Genomic DNA, 16,735 nt, shown 5'->3' with positions numbered 1-16,735 from the left:
TAAAATAATTCAAAATGGTGCTACACATTTGTAATGATTTTTCTTTAACAAAAGTTCATAGCAATCTTTATAGATCTATAGATGAATTAAATATTCCACAAATAGTATTTAATCCTATTAGAAATACTACACCGGTTGGAAATAATAATATAGAATTTAAAACAGGAAAAAGTCATATATTCTATTCAAAAAAATTAAAACTAAAACATAAATTTTTTTATAGAAAAAAAATAAAATTTTTGTATAAGGATTTGGTATCCCAAATTAAAATTGATCAAATTAAAATTTCACATGCTACAACACTATTTAGTGATGGCGGATTATGTTATATGTTGAAAAAAAAGCACAATATCCCATATATTGTAGCAATAAGGTCTACAGACATTGAAGTTTTTCTAAAATACCGTCCTGATCTAATTTTTTTAGCAAAAGCTATTTTAAAAGAAGCAAAGCAAATAATTTTTATAAGTGACTCTTTACAAAACAAATTTTTCAAACATCCGTTAGTATTAGGTAACAAAGTAAGTCTCAAAAATAAATCTAAGGTAATTTACAATGGAATTAATGACTTTTGGTTAGACAATATAACAAACCAAAAAAAAGAGCAACCCTTCAAGGTCCTATATGTAGGTCGATTAATTCCACGAAAAAACCTGATTAAGTTAGCAAATGCTATTATTGAATTAAACAATTCCAATTATCCATTACAACTAAGTATTGTCGGTTCTGGAGGCAAAGATGAAAATTCAATAAAAAAGCTTGCGTACTCTAATAGTGCTATAATTAACCTGATAGGGCAAGTAAATGATAAAAGTAAATTAAAAGATCTGTATAAAGAAAATCATATTTTTGCTATGCCTTCAGTAGGTGAAACTTTTGGTTTGGTATATATTGAAAGTTTGTCCCAAGGACTACCTATTTTGTATATGGAAAATGATGGAGTAGATAATGTTTTTGAATTTGAAGTAGGTGAAAAGTGCTCTATTGATGACATCTCAGAAATTAAATTAAATCTAATAAAGCTTATAGAAAACTATGAAAACTATCAATTAGATAGAATTGATTTTTCCTTATTCCGATGGAATAACATAGCCGACAAATACGTTCAACTATATAATCAATATGTTACTTTTTAAAAAAATATATTTTACAATCAAGGTTATTTTAAGAATACCTACAGACTTTATAAAAAAAAATAAAATCCATTATAGTACCAAAATAAGTAATAATTCGCTTATATCTGGCTCAAAAATAGGTAGAGAAAATTATATAGCATGCAATACCGTTATTATAAATACAAATATTGGTAATTATTCTTCAATAGCTCCAGGTGTTCAGATTGGAGGTATGCAACATTCTTATTGGTGGGCTAGTACATCTCCAAGATTAAGTGAATATTGCATTTATGATAAAGTCACTACTATTGGTAATGACGTATGGATTGCGGCTGGCTGTATAATTAAGCAAGGCGTTACAATTGGAGATGGCGCTGTTATTGGAGCAATGTCTTTTGTAAACACTGATATTCCTGAGAATTCGATATATTTTGGTAGTCCAGCCAAATTTTATAAAAAAAGATTTGAAGATAATATTTTTCAAAAAATTAAAGAAACCAAATATTGGAACTTAAAGCCAAATGAAGCAATTAAAATCTTAAAGCAACTAGAGAATGAACATTCTATACCTACATCAATACTTCACCACACCTGATCAACCTGGTGGCACACGTTCTTATTGGAACAGCCTAGAGTTGCTAAAGCATGGTCATAAAGTAACTGTTATTTCTTTAGGAAAAAATAATAAAAAAAGGTTTGAGCGTAAAACGGTAGATGGCATAAACGTCATATATGTTAGAGTGCCCTATTCACAAACCATGAGTATAGCATCACGTTTAAAATCTTTTTTGCATTTTATGGTGTTTTCTACATATTTAGCAATGAAAGAAAAAAATATTGATTTTGTAATAGCCACCTCTACCCCGTTAACCATTGGTTTTCCTGCTTTGGTTTTAAAAAAAATTAAAAAAATCCCTTATCTATTTGAAGTTAGAGATCTTTGGCCAGAGGTACCCATTCAAATGGGCGGGCTAAACAATAAAACAGCCATTAAATTTGCTAAATGGTTTGAACGTACCATCTACAAAAATGCCAGTCATGTCATTGCACTTTCACCCGGTATGGAAGATGGCGTTTTGCAAGAAAACACACCTAAGCAAAAGGTTAGCATGATACCCAACATGGCAAAAATAGATGCCTTCTGGTCAAGAGAGCCAGATTATGCATTAATGAAAGACTTGAACATTTCACAAGATACCTTTAAAGTAATTTATTTTGGTGCTTTAGGCAAAGCCAATGCTATTGAATATATTTTAGAAAGTGCTGCGTTATTAAAAGAAAACAAAACCATTGAGTTTTTATTTATAGGCAGTGGACCAGGTACTGCATTAATAGAAGCTTACAACACAAAAGAAGGCTATAACAATGTAAGATACTTAGGCTTTTTTAATATGGAAAAAACGTCTGAAGTTGTTAACTTTTGCGATGTTTCATTAGTAACTTTCAAGAATTTACCAATTCTAGCCACTAACTCTCCAAACAAATTGTTTGATTCCTTATCTGCAGAGAAACCAATCATTGTAAATTCTGCCGGTTGGACAAAAGATTTAGTGGAAAACAATAAATGTGGCATATTTGTAGATCCAGAATCTCCTCAAGACTTTGCAGATAAATTGACTTTACTTTCGCAAAATCAAGAAAACCTAAAAGTAATGGGCAAAAATTCAAGAAAACTTGCAGAAACCGTTTATGACAAAACGTTACTATGCAAACAATTTGCAGAAGTTGTAAACGAAGTCAAAATTTAACTTAAATAGTCCCCTAATCATGTATAAATACTTAAAACGATTATTTGATATTGTTCTTTCCCTATTTGGTTTACTGGTATTATCACCAATTTTACTAGTAGTAGCTGTAATTTTGGCTTTAGACTTTAAGGACACCCCTTTTTTCACACAAAGTAGACCTGGAAAAAACGAAAAAATCTTTAAGGTTTTTAAATTTAAGACCATGAACAATAAAAAGGATGAAAATGGAGAGCTATTAAGTGATACTGAACGGTTAACTTCTCTTGGAATCTTCATAAGGAAAACATCAATAGATGAACTGCCGCAACTGTTTAATGTTTTGATAGGCGATATGAGTCTTATTGGTCCAAGACCCTTATTAGTTAAATATTTACCTTACTATAGACCTGAAGAAAGAATTCGGTTTTCGGTTCGCCCAGGCATTACAGGATTAGCTCAAATTACAGGTAGAAATTATATGAGTTGGGATGAAAAATTTAAAAAAGATATTTACTATGTTAAGAATTTAAGTTTTAAACAAGATGCGCAAATTTTTTACAAAACATTAATTAAAGTCTTTAAAACTTCTGACGTTGAACTAGATCAGAGCAATTATATGGCCGATCTAGATATTGAAAGAAAAAGTTATAAACCAATATCTTAAAATAATTGCTATTTTTGAGCAAATGTTAAAATAACCTTAAATTATTTAATTTGCATTTAGTTATGCTTAATAATCTGCCAAGATAAATCTTTAAATGAATAATATATTAATTACTTCTATAGGTCGCAGAGTTTCTTTGGCCAACTATTTTAAAAAAGAATTGACATCTATTTTCCCCGATGCAAAGGTATATGGCTCAGACATGAACCCCAAATTATCCGCTGCATGTAGAGTTGCCGATGGAAGTTTTACTATGCCAAAAGCAAGTGATAAAGAATATATTTCGTTATTAATAAAAAAGTGTACCAACTTAGGCATTAGATTAATAATACCTACTATAGATCCCTCTTTATTACCATTGTCACAGCATAAAGAATTATTAAAAAAGAATGGAATAACGGTAGTGGTACCCAATGAAGATTTTGTTGCAAAATGTAGGGATAAACGAATGATCCATGATTTTTTTGAATCTAAAGGGGTTAATGTAGCGGAAGAATACTGCAAAAACACTTTTCAATTACCACTTTATATAAAACCTTACGATGGTAGTAGCAGTATTGACAACTTTGTTATTAAGAATAAGGATGAATTGACCGAATATCATTATGAAAACAAAAAATTAATGTTCTTGGAATACTTGGACCACGACCTTTATGATGAATTCACATGTGATCTTTATTATACCAAAAATGGCAATTTAAGATGTGCAGTACCAAGACAGCGACTTTATGTAAGAGCCGGTGAAGTAAATAAGGGAATTACCAAAAAGAATGAATTAGTACCCTTTATTAAAAAACAGTTAGGACACCTAGATGGCATAAGAGGCTGCTTAACGGTTCAATTTTTTATGCACAAAGAAACCAAAGACATTTATGGTATAGAAGTGAACCCAAGATTTGGAGGTGGCTACCCTTTAACGCATAGTGCTGGTGCAAACTATGTAAAATGGATTTTACAAGAATACTTATTAGGAGAAGAATTAACAGGTTATTTCGATGATTGGAAAGAAGATTTACTTATGCTTCGATATGACGGTGAAGTTTTAGTGCATGGATATAAAGATTGATAGATCTACAGCTTTGGTATTTGATTTAGATGATACCTTATATAATGAAATAGAATATTTAAAATCTGCCTATTGGTATATTTGTTCAGAGCTTACTGAAAAAGATACTGAAATTCTCTATAATCATGTATTTTCAATTTATAGAAATGGAGATAATCCTTTTTTATATTTAGCTGAAAAATACGATGTTTCCATAGACTATCTGATATTTCAGTATAGGAACCATTTTCCTACAATTAAACCTTTTCCTGGCGTTTTGGAACTCCTTCAAGGCATTAAGAAAAAACAGGGGAAAATTGGTATTGTTACTGACGGCAGAACCGTTACACAATCCAATAAATTAAAGGCGTTAGGTATATGGAACCTTATTGATTGCTGTATTATTTCCGAAAGTGTTGGTACCGAAAAACCAAGTAAAAGAAACTTCAAATTAATAGAGAAAGAATTAAAGGTTTCTACGTATTATTATTTTGGAGATAATTTTAAAAAGGACTTTATAACACCTGCGTATCTAGGTTGGCATACTATTGGTCTTATTGATAATGGATTAAACATACACCCTAACAGTTGTTACAACGCATTAAACTCACCAGAAAGCTTAATACGATCATTTAATGAAATAAGTGTCGTATAATAAGTATTAAGAATAAAAAACCGCATTGTAGAATAACAACACGGTTTATTTTTTGTGATATCTAACTAATTAAATCTTTAGTAAACATTCTACTTTTCAGGTATCTATTTAACTTAATATAATAATACGAACTACTCACTGTCCACCCCATCCAAGCCATTTTTTTATCATATAATAATGGCTTAACCTTTACCAAGTATCTAAATGTCTTTTCCGGACTCCAAATAAATTCTTTTAAAAGCTGTATTTTGGATTGAGACAATTGACTTGGATCATAAACCATACCTACTTTATTTCCCCCAACATTTTGATAAAAACCTTTAGAGATTAATTGTATAAATTTCAACTTCTTCCTATTAGTAAACAATCCCAACCTCAACGCAAGTCCTGTTATGTAATTTTGAACCATAGTATCAGAATAAGTAAGTCCATTTAATGATTTCATCAAATCATCGAATTGCGTATCCATAAACTTTTGAATAGGCGATATAAATTCATCAAATACCTTTTTTTCATTAGGCTCATGGTATTCTATAGTAGGAAATTCGGGATTATTCTTATAACCTAAGGTACTTCCGTGTGGGGCTGCCAATAATTGCTCATACAATTGACCATTTGCTTGAAGAATATGGTCAGAATAACCTTTTTTAGGATACACCGTAAAATTTAGGCCGTATCTTTTTGTTTTACTTTCTATAGTATAAATTTCGCGCAAACCTATGTAATATCCGGTAACCGGTACTTCGCAATTTAAGTATTGATAAATGCATTCTTGCATGGTACCTCCCCAACCCACATCAACTAAAGTCATACCATCTGACTTAAAGTCAACGTTAAATGAATTTAAATAATTATTAAAAGCATCGCGTTGCCCTACCCTATGTAACTCATAGGCTTCTTTAAAAGCGTCATTAGCTCGTAACTTAATAACAACGTCCGATGCACTGAAATTTTCAATTTCTTCATCTTTATCTACACCAACCGCCGAAGCAATTGTTAATATATCTTTTTCTTCAATATTAAAAGATTCCAGAAACTGGGCAGTTGTCATGACATCATAGTTCTTTTTTATAGGAGCAAATTTTTCTTCTTCAATAGGTTTTAGAGAAACTTGTTTAGCAGAATGTCTTGAAGCTTTGAAATAATGTGTGTTTATTTGATTCTCTGAACTTATTCCATTAAATTTCTGATAAGCATCAAATAAATGCTTTAAATAATGACCTTCACGTGCCAAAAAGAATAAATCCTTTATACCGTTCTTTTTTGCTTCAGTATACAATCTTTCGGTAAAAAAATAAAAGTGAATGATATATTCACTAAATGGATAATCACTTTTCTTACAATTCTTTTCTACCTTTTTACAAGCCTTAATGAACTCCTTTTCTACATTACCGAATAAATTCTTTTTATTTCTAAATTTATGTGAATAATGCTTTAAGAAGTTTCCTGAAATACCGTGTTTAACGGAATTAATAACATCACTGGTTTTATTATCTCCCATCATGGCTGTTTCCGCTGCAACAGAACCTGTTGCTTCTAAAACTAAAGGGTACAAATTACCTGCACTTTCTTTACTCTTTTTATAATCACATGAAATAAAAACTTCATTGAAAATATCAGTGATACCATGAAAATCTAACAATCTTAAAATAATACTTTTAGGCAAGTGATAATCTGAAACTATATAAATATTATAATTTTCAGACTTCAAAAATTTTAGACCATCTACCAATGAAGCGTTTATAAACTGTACAGAAGTTTCACTTCTATAATCTGCTTCCATAGTAATATTATAAAATTCTAACCATTCTACGTTATCCAGAATATTAGAATTTATCAATCTATAGTACACTTCCTTCATTACTAGCTCATAAGGCACCTCAACCTTACTTAATTTCATATCGGCAGCTAGCTTAGATACAACATTTGCTCTAATCTTAAACAAAACCCCAACATCTAATGTTAATCCCAAATCTCTAATGAGAAATTTAGCCCAAATTCTATATACATAATTTGGATGAACTGTTCTATGTATTAAAGTATCAAACAAATCTGTAAAAACGACATTTATACTAGAATCGTTCTTTATCTTTTGTATTGTATTATTCAATTTGAATTGTTTTAATGGCTACTAATAACTATAATCTATTAAGCTGGTTAAGTTCTAAACATAAATACCTATGCCTGCTGACAAATTAAACCTTAAATAATAAGTTTTATTATAATTATTCGATAAAACTATATAATTAACAGCATAACATGATTGAAACAAGAAAGTCGTGCTAAAGTAAAAAAACTTTAACACGACTTAAATTATAAAACAAATGTTACCTTCTTAAAATTAGTCTCTTAGAAACAGGTTCATCATTATTCAATACAACAGTAACAACATATACATCTGCGGTTAAAATTTCTAATGATATTCTATACGTGCCACTTACAAAAATTTCATTAGGGGTGTACTGCTTAATTAATCTACCCGCGGAATCATGGAGCATAAAACCTATGATATCTTCATCATCAACAATACCATTTAAAGTTATTTCAACAAAATCTACGGAAGGATTAGGTGATAATACCATATCCAACGCTACTTCTTCAAGTACTTCATTTTCTTCTACCACAATTGACAATGAAGTTGAATCCGTTAAACCTTCCTCATCTGTTACCGTTAAAACGACTTCATATGTACCAGCTGTTTCAAATTCAAATTCAGTATCTGCCTCAAGTACTATGTTACCATCACCAAAATCCCATTCATAAGAAACAATACCGTTATCATCAGTTGAATTACTTCCTATAAATGATACCGTAAGCGGAGCTTCACCTGTAACCACATCTGAACTAGCCACAGCAACTGGTGCTTCGTTAAAATCATTTTCAACAACCACCGTAATCACTAGAGATGCTTCATCTGTTAAGCCTTCATCATCGGTCACGGTCAATACCACCATAAACTCACCGGCAGTTTCAAAAACATGCTCTGGATCGGCTTCCATAGAAGTTCCTCCATCACCAAAGTCCCATGAATAAGTAACAATATTATTATCATCTGTAGAATTACTACCTACAAACGATACTGAAAGCGGTGCTTCACCTGTTGTTATATCTGAACTAGCTATGGCAACTGGTGCTTCATTTACAACCATACCCTCTTCAACCGTTATAGTCAGCGTTGTGGTATTGGACAATCCTTCTTCATCCGTAACGGTTAAGGCAACCTCAAATACACCTGCAGTTTCAAAAACATACTCTGGATCTGCCAAATTTGATGTACCGCCATCAATAAAATCCCAAGTATAGCTAGCTATACCATCATCATCTGTGGAGTTACTACCTACAAAAGACACAGTAAGTGGCGCTTCACCAGAAACAATATCTGAACTAGCTATGGCTACTGGTGCCACGTTTGGTTCATTTACGGTTATGGTCAATGAAGTATTATGGGTTTGACCTTCAGCATCGCTTACCGTTAATATCACCTCATAAACATTAACATCTTCAAAAGTATATACAGGATTCATTTCATTTGAAGTTTCACCATTTCCAAAATCCCATAAATAGGATGCTACACCATTATCATCAGAAGACCCACTACCATTAAAGGAAACCGTTAGCGGAGCATCACCTTCCAATACATCTGCGGTAGCAAGCGCTATAGGAATACCATTTCCAGCCACAGAAATATTAGCGGCAGAAGTATCTACTTTACCATCTGCATCCGTAACCGTTAAGGAAACATTATAGGTATCAGAGGCAGCGTATACATGAATTGGATTTGGTTCGTCAGAGGTGTTTCCATCTCCAAAATCCCAAAAATAAGATACAATTCCGTTATCATCCGTACTTGACGAAGAATCAAAACTTACCTGAAGTTCATCTATGGTATAATCAAAAGCACTTTCAGGTGCAGTGGTATCAGGTAAATATTGTATTAATGTAGCTTTTGTCTCAGTAGCACTATCATCTAAAGAATTTGACACGCCACCTCTTCCACGTAAATGAATACTTACCAAATCATTAACTCCATCACTATAAACTTGAACCCTTAATCCGTCCATTTGAATAGGTGCTTGTTCCGTACCGCCCCATTCATAGATACCAGCATCGATCCAGCCACCTGCTCCTTCATCCAAAATAATCCAATCATTACCTACACGGTAACTAATTCTCCATAAAGAGTTTGGCTGCGGTTGGTTATCATATGCACCACCAAAGGTGATATAATTCACTAATTTACGTGAGGCCCAATCTACTTGCCATCTAAAACCATTATCAACATCCGGTGTTCCTAAATTAGCACCAAACGGCTCCCCATATTCATTATAATCCGTTCGAACAAAATAATCATCTCTAGCCGGATCATATAATATAGACTGTACTGTTCCCCTAGGATTTGTGGCAGATCCAGTTACCGTTGCATCTGGTAATAAGGCAATATTAATACCTGCATTAGGTTCATTATCTGGTTGATCACTGGTTACAATAATATCTACAGATGCTTGATCCGTTAATCCCTGCTCATCTGTTACCGTTAAAGTAGCGGTATAGTTCCCAGGTTGAGTATAAACATATGTAGGATCTGCTTCAGTAGACAAATTGCCATCTCCAAAATCCCATTCATATGTAACTACAGCCACATCATCACTTGAATTACTCCCTACAAAATCTTCCGTAAGTGGCGCTGCCCCGGTAATTAGACTTGTTTCAATTACGGCAACTGGCGCTTCATTTGCCGGTGCACCCAAGTTAATGACCTGTGTAGAGGTGTCGCTTAAACCATCTGCATCGGTTACCGTTAACATAACGCTGTAAGAACCTGAAGTTGCAAACACGTTTGTTGGGTTTTGGTCAGTTGACATATTTCCATCTCCAAAATCCCATTCATAAGATATAATACCCATATCGTCAGTACTTAAAGTAGCATCAAAATCAACTTCAAGATCATTAATAACATATTCAAAACTGCTTTCAGGAGCTCCTGTGTCCGGCAAATATTGAATCAACGTAGCCTTTGTCTCCGTAGCACTATCATTTACTATGTTAGACACACCACCTCTACCTCTTAAGTGGATACTAATTAAATCATTAACACCGTCACTATATACTTGCACACGAAGCCCATCTATAGCGATTGGCGCTTGAGCTTGCCCACCCCATTCAAATATACCAGCATCGATCCAACCTCCCGTACCTTCTTCTAAGATAGTCCAGCTATTTCCAACTCTATAACTAATTCTCCATAACGAATTTGGTTGTGGTTGGTTATCAAAAACACCACCGATAGTAATGTAATTAACATTTTTTCTATTGGCCCAGTCTACCTGCCATACAAATGCATCATCAACGTCAGGTGTACCAAGGTTTTCACCTTTTGCAACCCCATACTCATTGAAATCGGTTATTTCATAATAATTACCTCTTGATGGGTCAAAAAGAATAGCTTGCGGTGTTCCTCTACCGTTTAAAACAGATCCATTTAACACTGCATCTGGAAGTAATGCCAAATTTAAACCGGCATTTGGATTGTTGTCCACAGCTCCCCCATTAGCTAAAATATTAAGTTCGTCTATATTGGTGTTACCATCCGCATCGGTAACCGTTAAAGTAACCGTATAGTTACCAGATGCCGAGTAGGTATAGTTTGGATTAGCCACATCAGCAGTTTCTCCATTTCCAAAATCCCACAAATAAGAGACCACACCAACATCATCACTAGAATCACTACCTGTAAACTGTACATTTAAAGGTGCAGGACCTACGGATACATCTGATGCAGCAACCGCCACCGGTATAGAATTATCTTCCATTACAGTAATTTCTTGAACCGAAATATCACTTAAACCATTGCCATCCGTAACTGTTAAAGTAACATCATATGTACCAGAAGTTTCGTAAGTATGTACAGGGTTTGCACTGGTAGAACCGTTACCATCTCCAAAATCCCATGTATAGGAAACAATGCCAACATTATCTGTACTTTCAGAAGAATCAAAAGTTACTTCCAAATTATTTATAGTGTAAGCAAAAGCACTTTCTGGTGCACCTGTATCTGGTAAAAATTGTATTAAGGTAGCTTTTGTTAGGGTATCACTATCATCTAATCTATTAGAAATACCACCTCGACCTCTTAAATGAATACTTACCACTTCATTTACACCATTACTATACACTTGAACCCTAAGACCGTCCATCTGAATGGGTGTTGTAGTTGCACCACCCCATTCAAAGATTCCAGCATCGATCCACCCACCAGTTCCTTCTTCTAAGATAGTCCAATCATTACCAATTCTATAGCTAATTCTCCATTCAGAATTTGGTTGTGGTTGATTAGGATATACTCCACCAAAAGTGATATAATTAACTTCCTTTCTATTAGCCCAATCTACCTGCCATTTAAAACCGTTATCTACATCTGGAGTTCCTAAGTTTTCACCATTGGAAACACCATATTCATTAAAATCAGTGACAACAAAGTAATTATCCTGTAATGGATCATATAATATAGCTTCAGGTGTACCTCGACCATTTTCTACCGAACCGCTTAATACAGCATCTGACAACAAGGCTAAATTCACATTAGCGTTTGCATTATTATCCACTGCACCTCCATTTGCAACAATTTTTATGGTTGATTCATCAGCGTTACCATCTGCATCAGTAACCGTTAATGTAGCATTATAAGTACCAGGTACCGTATATTCATATATTGGATCTTCTTCAGAAGACGTAGAACCATCTCCAAAATCCCAAGCATAGGAAACTATGCTAACATCATCTGTAGAACCACTGCCCGTGAATTCAACAGTCAAAGGCGCAGGACCCGATTGAACATTGGAAGAGGCATTGGCCACCGGTATAACAGGAACTCCATCAACAGTTATACTTTGCGTAAAACTATCACTTAATCCATCAGCATCCGTTACCGTTAAAGTAACATCATAAGTTCCTGGACCTACAAAATCATAAACTGGATTTTGTTCATCAGATGTCTCACCATCTCCAAAGTCCCAATCAAAGGTAACAATACCAACATCATCAGTACTTTCGGAAGTATCAAAAGTTACCTCCAGATCATTAGTTGTATAATCAAATCTTGCCGTTGGAGCACCATCATCTTCCAAATATTGAAACAAGGTTGCTTTTATAGGTTGGTCAGTGTCGTCAATTCTTAAAGAGTTACCTCCTCTTGCCCTTAAATGCGTACTTTCAATATCATTTACGCCATCACTATATAATTGCATACGGAAAGCATCAGCTTCAACTGGATCTTGAGATTTACCTCCCCATTCATAAATTCCGGAATCGATCCAACCACCAACTCCTTCTTCTATTACTATCCAATTGTCTCCTTGACGATAACTAAGTCTCCAAGCCGTATTGGGTTGAGGTTGATTTTCATAAGTTCCTCCAAAAGTGATATAGTTAACTAACTTTTTATTCAACCAATCAACTCTCCAAGTAATAGCTTCTTCAATGGGCAATGTACCCGAATCATGATAACGAAGAACTCCAAATTCATTCCAATCCGTTGCTACAACGTAATCATTGATTGAAGGGTCATATAATATGTCCTGGGCTACCCCACGCCCCTCTTCACCATGTATTTGACTAGATAATATTGCATCACCAGCCAAGGCTACATTAATATTCTCATCTGCTGTATTATTAACAGCGCCACCAGTTACAGTAATTTCAATTGATTTTGATTCTGTTTGACCATCATTATCTGTAACTGCCAAAGTAGCGGTATAAACACCTGGTACTGTATACGTATGACTAGGATCTATTTCTGAAGATGTTCCACCGTCACCAAAAGTCCATTCATATGAATCAACAGACTCGTCATCGGTAGATTCATTACCTGTAAAATTGACTATCAAATCTATATTACCAAGCGTTTTATCTGCCGAAATTACCGGTGTAGGTGGAATTGACAAGTTAGTAATCCACTCCTCCAATAAGGCCACACCAGCTTCATCTACCTGACCTTTGGCTAGCCACGGCATCATAACCCCTGGTGTAGTACTATTAGCTCTATGATAAATTTGAGATTTTGAAGGATCACCAACAAAAATAATCTGCTGATCCGATGGCATTTCTTCCACAGGTTCCGCAATTGATGCTGTCAATAAATTAGTTTCTATTAAACTTTTTGATAATCTTAAATCAAAATCTGCGCGAAGGTTATTATCCGATCGATGACAATAAGCACAATTTAAATCTAAGTATGATCTTGCTTTGTCATCAACACTCGCATTAATATCATTAATGGATGCATGGGTCAAAAAGTTTTGTGTATCGCCATCAGTTATGGTTTCCTCTATAAAACCAAGCTCACTTAATGTAACTAATTGATTACCCACAACACCGCCAACTTCAACGTAATCAAATTCACTGTTCAGGTATCTAGTTCTTGGTCCTAAAGTACCTTTTGATATTTCATTGTGACAACTTAAACATTCACTTGTGGATGGATATTGCCACGTAATAGTTTTACTACCTCCACCTTCTAAAGCAACTTGAACATCTTGTGCATCACCAGTACTCATATCAATAAGTGTTGCATCGGTTTGTGCAGCATTCCACTTATATGATAAGAAAGTCCAATTTCCATTGCTATTTTTTATAGAAAATCTCGTCTCAACTTTTTGCGTCACCTCTGGATTGTTTTCATCTATAGGGTAATCAAAATGCTTTATCATTACCGAACCTACAGGAAATTCCCAAATACCATTCTCAGAGTAATTAATTTGTTCATCAACTGTATCTGGATTTCCATCATTGGGAATAGCCATCCAACGTTTTTTCAATGCACCATCAGACCAAAAAGGGTCAATTAGTTCGTACGGTAAAAAACCATCTTTAACCACCAAATTTTCAACATCGGTAAAAGCTCCAGTTGCTGTCAAGGTTTGAGGTACACCAGTAACAACTCCTGGTTCAACAAACCTTAGTAATTGTATATTATTACCTGCAGTAAGGTAAAATATGTCTCCATCAGCATCTTCTCCAAATGAAATAGGTCTTCTAGGCATAGAACCCAAAGTGGAAACCTCTCCCGAAGATATATCAACAGACAATATCTTTTCAGTAATGTAGTCCGCAGTAATATACTTTCCATTAAAAGACGTGAATTCCGAACCTCTATATACATGACCGCCAATAATAGAACCAGCATCCTCCCTTGAGAATGCAGTTAATGGTAATTCATGAGGCATGCCATTTAACAAACTAGTAATTCCGCAACCATTTTCAGGTCCCTGAACCTCACCTTCATATATAGGCCAGCCATAATTACCACCATATATAAGTACATTTATTTCATCATGAGTACTTAGCCCTACATCACCTATATATATTGAACCGGTATCCGAATCTTTACTCATACGATGTGGACTCCGTATTCCAATAGCATAAAACTCTTCAAAATTATTACCTGATGGATCTAAAAAAGGATTATCATTAGGAATAAAATAATTCTGACCTGTAACTTCTTCTGGTGCCCCTATGTCTTCAGGCATTTTTCTTATTGCCGGATGACTTTTAGTAATGTCCATATCCACATCTATACGTAAAATACTTCCATCAATATTTTCAGATATATCTTGAGAGCTAATTGCACGTCCTTGTTCCCCTATTGCTACATATAAAAAACCATCATCTCCAAATACCAAAGCCCCACCACGGTGTGCAGTGTTTAACATTCTACGTCTTATTAGCCTAGTTCTAGAACCTTCAACAAAGGAAAGATCAACAGGGTCAATTTCAAAACGCTCTAAATGAATGTAATTTCCATGAAAATTATTGAAATCACATCCGAAGGTACCATTTCCTCCATCATTTAAGGTATCATCACCTGTTTCTGATTCCGTTGTATAATAAATAAATACATAATTATTACCACTTGTCCCAAAATCAGGGTGTAATTCTAGTCCTAATAGACCACCGTCCCAAACTTCAATATTTCCATCAGTTCTAGTACCCGCAGCAGAACCGACTTCTTCAGAAAAATCAACAATTAAGTTTTTAACATTTGCATTTTGATCATCTTGAAACCAAAAAATCTCCCCATTTAATTGACCAACTATAATACGATTTTGTGTTGGTACAGGATTAAATGTTAAAGGATAATCAAAAGTTAAATTCTCAAATGCAACTTCATAAGGCTGAGTACTAATATTAAGATCTGGAAAGTTGGTATCCGTAAATGCTACATAAGGAGTAGCCTCGGTTAAACCAGGTCCAAAAAACATTGGACTAAAACTCATGAAAACCGCTACTGAACCTACAACACTTGTTGCTAGCAGTAATTTTTTTACATTACGAAAAGATAAAGTAATTTTTTTAATCATAATTCTAATTAATATAGAGATGGGTATAATTATAAAACAAAAAAAAAGCAATATTAACGAACACTCGATTAATATCGTTCAACGCCATATAAAAACGTTTAATTTCAATATATAAAGCTTATTTAAGGAGGTTTAAAACAATGATTTAACCGAATAATTCTTACAAAAAAATTGCATTTATCTACTATTTTTTCCAGTCAACAACTACCATATGAACTAGTTACTTGCAACTTTGTCAAAATATGCAATGTTTACTTATTTTCTTTGAATTAATTAAACCATTTAAATCAATTAATATGAAATAGTTACATTTACAATCAATACTTAGAGCGTTGAACATATAATCTTTAATTTTGGACTTTTTGCACTTTTACCAACCCCACTCTATAAGTTAAAATGAGAAAAACGACAATAATCTTCATATTTTTAATTTTCATAGGAATATATTCATGTGGCGTTGATGCTGAAGTTCTTGAATACCAAAAAAACACCATTTACTTATTATATCCAGAAGACAATTCTGAGGTTAACGAAGGAATAATACTTACAGATACAACCAATACACTTGAATTTAAATGGGAATCTTCAACTGAAGATGAAAACCAGATATTTTACCTAGAGCTGACCAACCTCGACAATAAAACTGTTCAAGTGTATGAAAGTACTGGTAATAAAGTTTCAATTCCACTTAAACGAAACAACTCTTATTCATGGGCAGTAAGTGATTCTATAAATCACGGAAGTTCCCTTTGGACTTTTAAAAACATAGGTCCCTGGGAAACATCTACGGCGCCTTTGGCTGCAATTGCAATATCACCAGTATCAGGAGCATCAATATCGCAAACCAGTACCACCGTAAATTTAATATGGAAGGGCGAAGATGAAGACAATGACATATTGAACTATGACCTGTATTTTGGGGAATCTGAAATTCCCGAAATTTTTATCGAGAATATTGAAACAACTAGATATAACGATATTCCCGTTGAGGCCGGCAATACATATTATTGGAAAATAGTAACAAGAGACTATGTTGGAAATGAAACTTCCTCATCGGTTTTCAATTTCAATGTTGGAAATTAAATTCTCCCTTAAAATATTCTTAATGAGAGGATAGAATGTAATTAATTAAATATACATTTACTATAAAATCTAACTCTTTGTAATCATAGAT

9 protein-coding genes are annotated in these 16,735 nt (G+C 33.8%); 7 read left to right on the top strand and 2 right to left on the bottom strand.

What is annotated here, in order from left to right; all coding sequences use genetic code 11:
• Positions 1 to 14 precede the first annotated feature (14 nt).
• The 6 genes from CSC80_RS10455 to CSC80_RS10430 all read left to right on the top strand — a co-directional run bounded on the left by CSC80_RS10455 (position 15) and on the right by CSC80_RS10430 (position 5,206).
• Positions 15 to 1,136 carry a glycosyltransferase family 4 protein gene (locus CSC80_RS10455; RefSeq protein WP_099191654.1) on the top strand — a complete coding sequence of 374 codons (1,122 nt, stop codon included), beginning with the start codon at positions 15 to 17 and terminating at the stop codon, positions 1,134 to 1,136.
• Entirely contained in the window at positions 1,123 to 1,710 is a 588-nt protein-coding gene (locus CSC80_RS10450) for a chloramphenicol acetyltransferase (RefSeq protein ID WP_099191652.1), read from the top strand. The genes CSC80_RS10455 and CSC80_RS10450 overlap by 14 nt, the downstream gene beginning before the upstream one ends.
• Entirely contained in the window at positions 1,670 to 2,863 is a 1,194-nt protein-coding gene (locus tag CSC80_RS10445) for a glycosyltransferase family 4 protein (RefSeq protein WP_099191650.1), read from the top strand. Before CSC80_RS10450 ends, CSC80_RS10445 begins: the two co-directional genes overlap by 41 nt.
• Before the next feature lie 19 nt (positions 2,864 to 2,882).
• Positions 2,883 to 3,506, top strand: a complete 624-nt coding sequence (locus CSC80_RS10440) for a sugar transferase (RefSeq protein ID WP_099191648.1) — start codon at positions 2,883 to 2,885, stop codon at positions 3,504 to 3,506.
• Between the two features lie 94 nt (positions 3,507 to 3,600).
• Positions 3,601 to 4,572, top strand: a complete 972-nt coding sequence (locus CSC80_RS10435; RefSeq protein WP_099191646.1) for an ATP-grasp domain-containing protein — start codon at positions 3,601 to 3,603, stop codon at positions 4,570 to 4,572.
• Positions 4,556 to 5,206 (top strand): HAD family hydrolase, encoded by a 651-nt coding sequence (locus CSC80_RS10430; protein WP_099191644.1) that lies wholly within the window; start codon positions 4,556 to 4,558, stop codon positions 5,204 to 5,206. The genes CSC80_RS10435 and CSC80_RS10430 overlap by 17 nt, the downstream gene beginning before the upstream one ends.
• Before the next feature lie 61 nt (positions 5,207 to 5,267).
• Here CSC80_RS10430 and CSC80_RS10425 read toward each other — a convergent pair whose 3' ends face one another.
• Both CSC80_RS10425 and CSC80_RS19785 read right to left on the bottom strand, forming a co-directional pair.
• Positions 5,268 to 7,316, bottom strand: coding sequence for an HAD family hydrolase (locus CSC80_RS10425; RefSeq protein ID WP_099191642.1), 2,049 nt, complete (start codon positions 7,314 to 7,316; stop codon positions 5,268 to 5,270).
• Positions 7,317 to 7,533: 217 nt separating this feature from the next.
• A complete protein-coding gene (locus CSC80_RS19785) occupies positions 7,534 to 15,561 on the bottom strand; it encodes a PKD domain-containing protein (protein WP_099191640.1) in 8,028 nt (2,675 codons plus the stop codon).
• 396 nt (positions 15,562 to 15,957) lie between these two features.
• Here CSC80_RS19785 and CSC80_RS10415 point away from each other — a divergent pair, with 396 nt between their 5' ends.
• Positions 15,958 to 16,644, top strand: coding sequence for a hypothetical protein (locus tag CSC80_RS10415; protein WP_099191638.1), 687 nt, complete (start codon positions 15,958 to 15,960; stop codon positions 16,642 to 16,644).
• Positions 16,645 to 16,735 lie beyond the last annotated feature (91 nt).

The organism is Maribacter sp. 6B07 (assembly GCF_002700155.1).
Taxonomy (GTDB): domain Bacteria; phylum Bacteroidota; class Bacteroidia; order Flavobacteriales; family Flavobacteriaceae; genus Maribacter; species Maribacter dokdonensis.
Note: the sequence above shows the minus strand (reverse complement) of the source record. Positions and strands in the feature narration are given on the sequence as shown.

What these genes read in the sequence shown, in the direction of transcription:
- CSC80_RS10455 (WP_099191654.1), top strand. Translation starts at nt 15, where the DNA reads ATGGTGCTACACATTTGTAATGATTTTTCTTTAACAAAAGTTCATAGC.
- CSC80_RS10450 (WP_099191652.1), top strand. Translation starts at nt 1,123, where the DNA reads ATGTTACTTTTTAAAAAAATATATTTTACAATCAAGGTTATTTTAAGA.
- CSC80_RS10445 (WP_099191650.1), top strand. Translation starts at nt 1,670, where the DNA reads ATGAACATTCTATACCTACATCAATACTTCACCACACCTGATCAACCT.
- CSC80_RS10440 (WP_099191648.1), top strand. Translation starts at nt 2,883, where the DNA reads ATGTATAAATACTTAAAACGATTATTTGATATTGTTCTTTCCCTATTT.
- CSC80_RS10435 (WP_099191646.1), top strand. Translation starts at nt 3,601, where the DNA reads ATGAATAATATATTAATTACTTCTATAGGTCGCAGAGTTTCTTTGGCC.
- CSC80_RS10430 (WP_099191644.1), top strand. Translation starts at nt 4,556, where the DNA reads ATGGATATAAAGATTGATAGATCTACAGCTTTGGTATTTGATTTAGAT.
- CSC80_RS19785 (WP_099191640.1), bottom strand. Translation starts at nt 15,561, where the DNA reads ATGATTAAAAAAATTACTTTATCTTTTCGTAATGTAAAAAAATTACTG.
- CSC80_RS10415 (WP_099191638.1), top strand. Translation starts at nt 15,958, where the DNA reads ATGAGAAAAACGACAATAATCTTCATATTTTTAATTTTCATAGGAATA.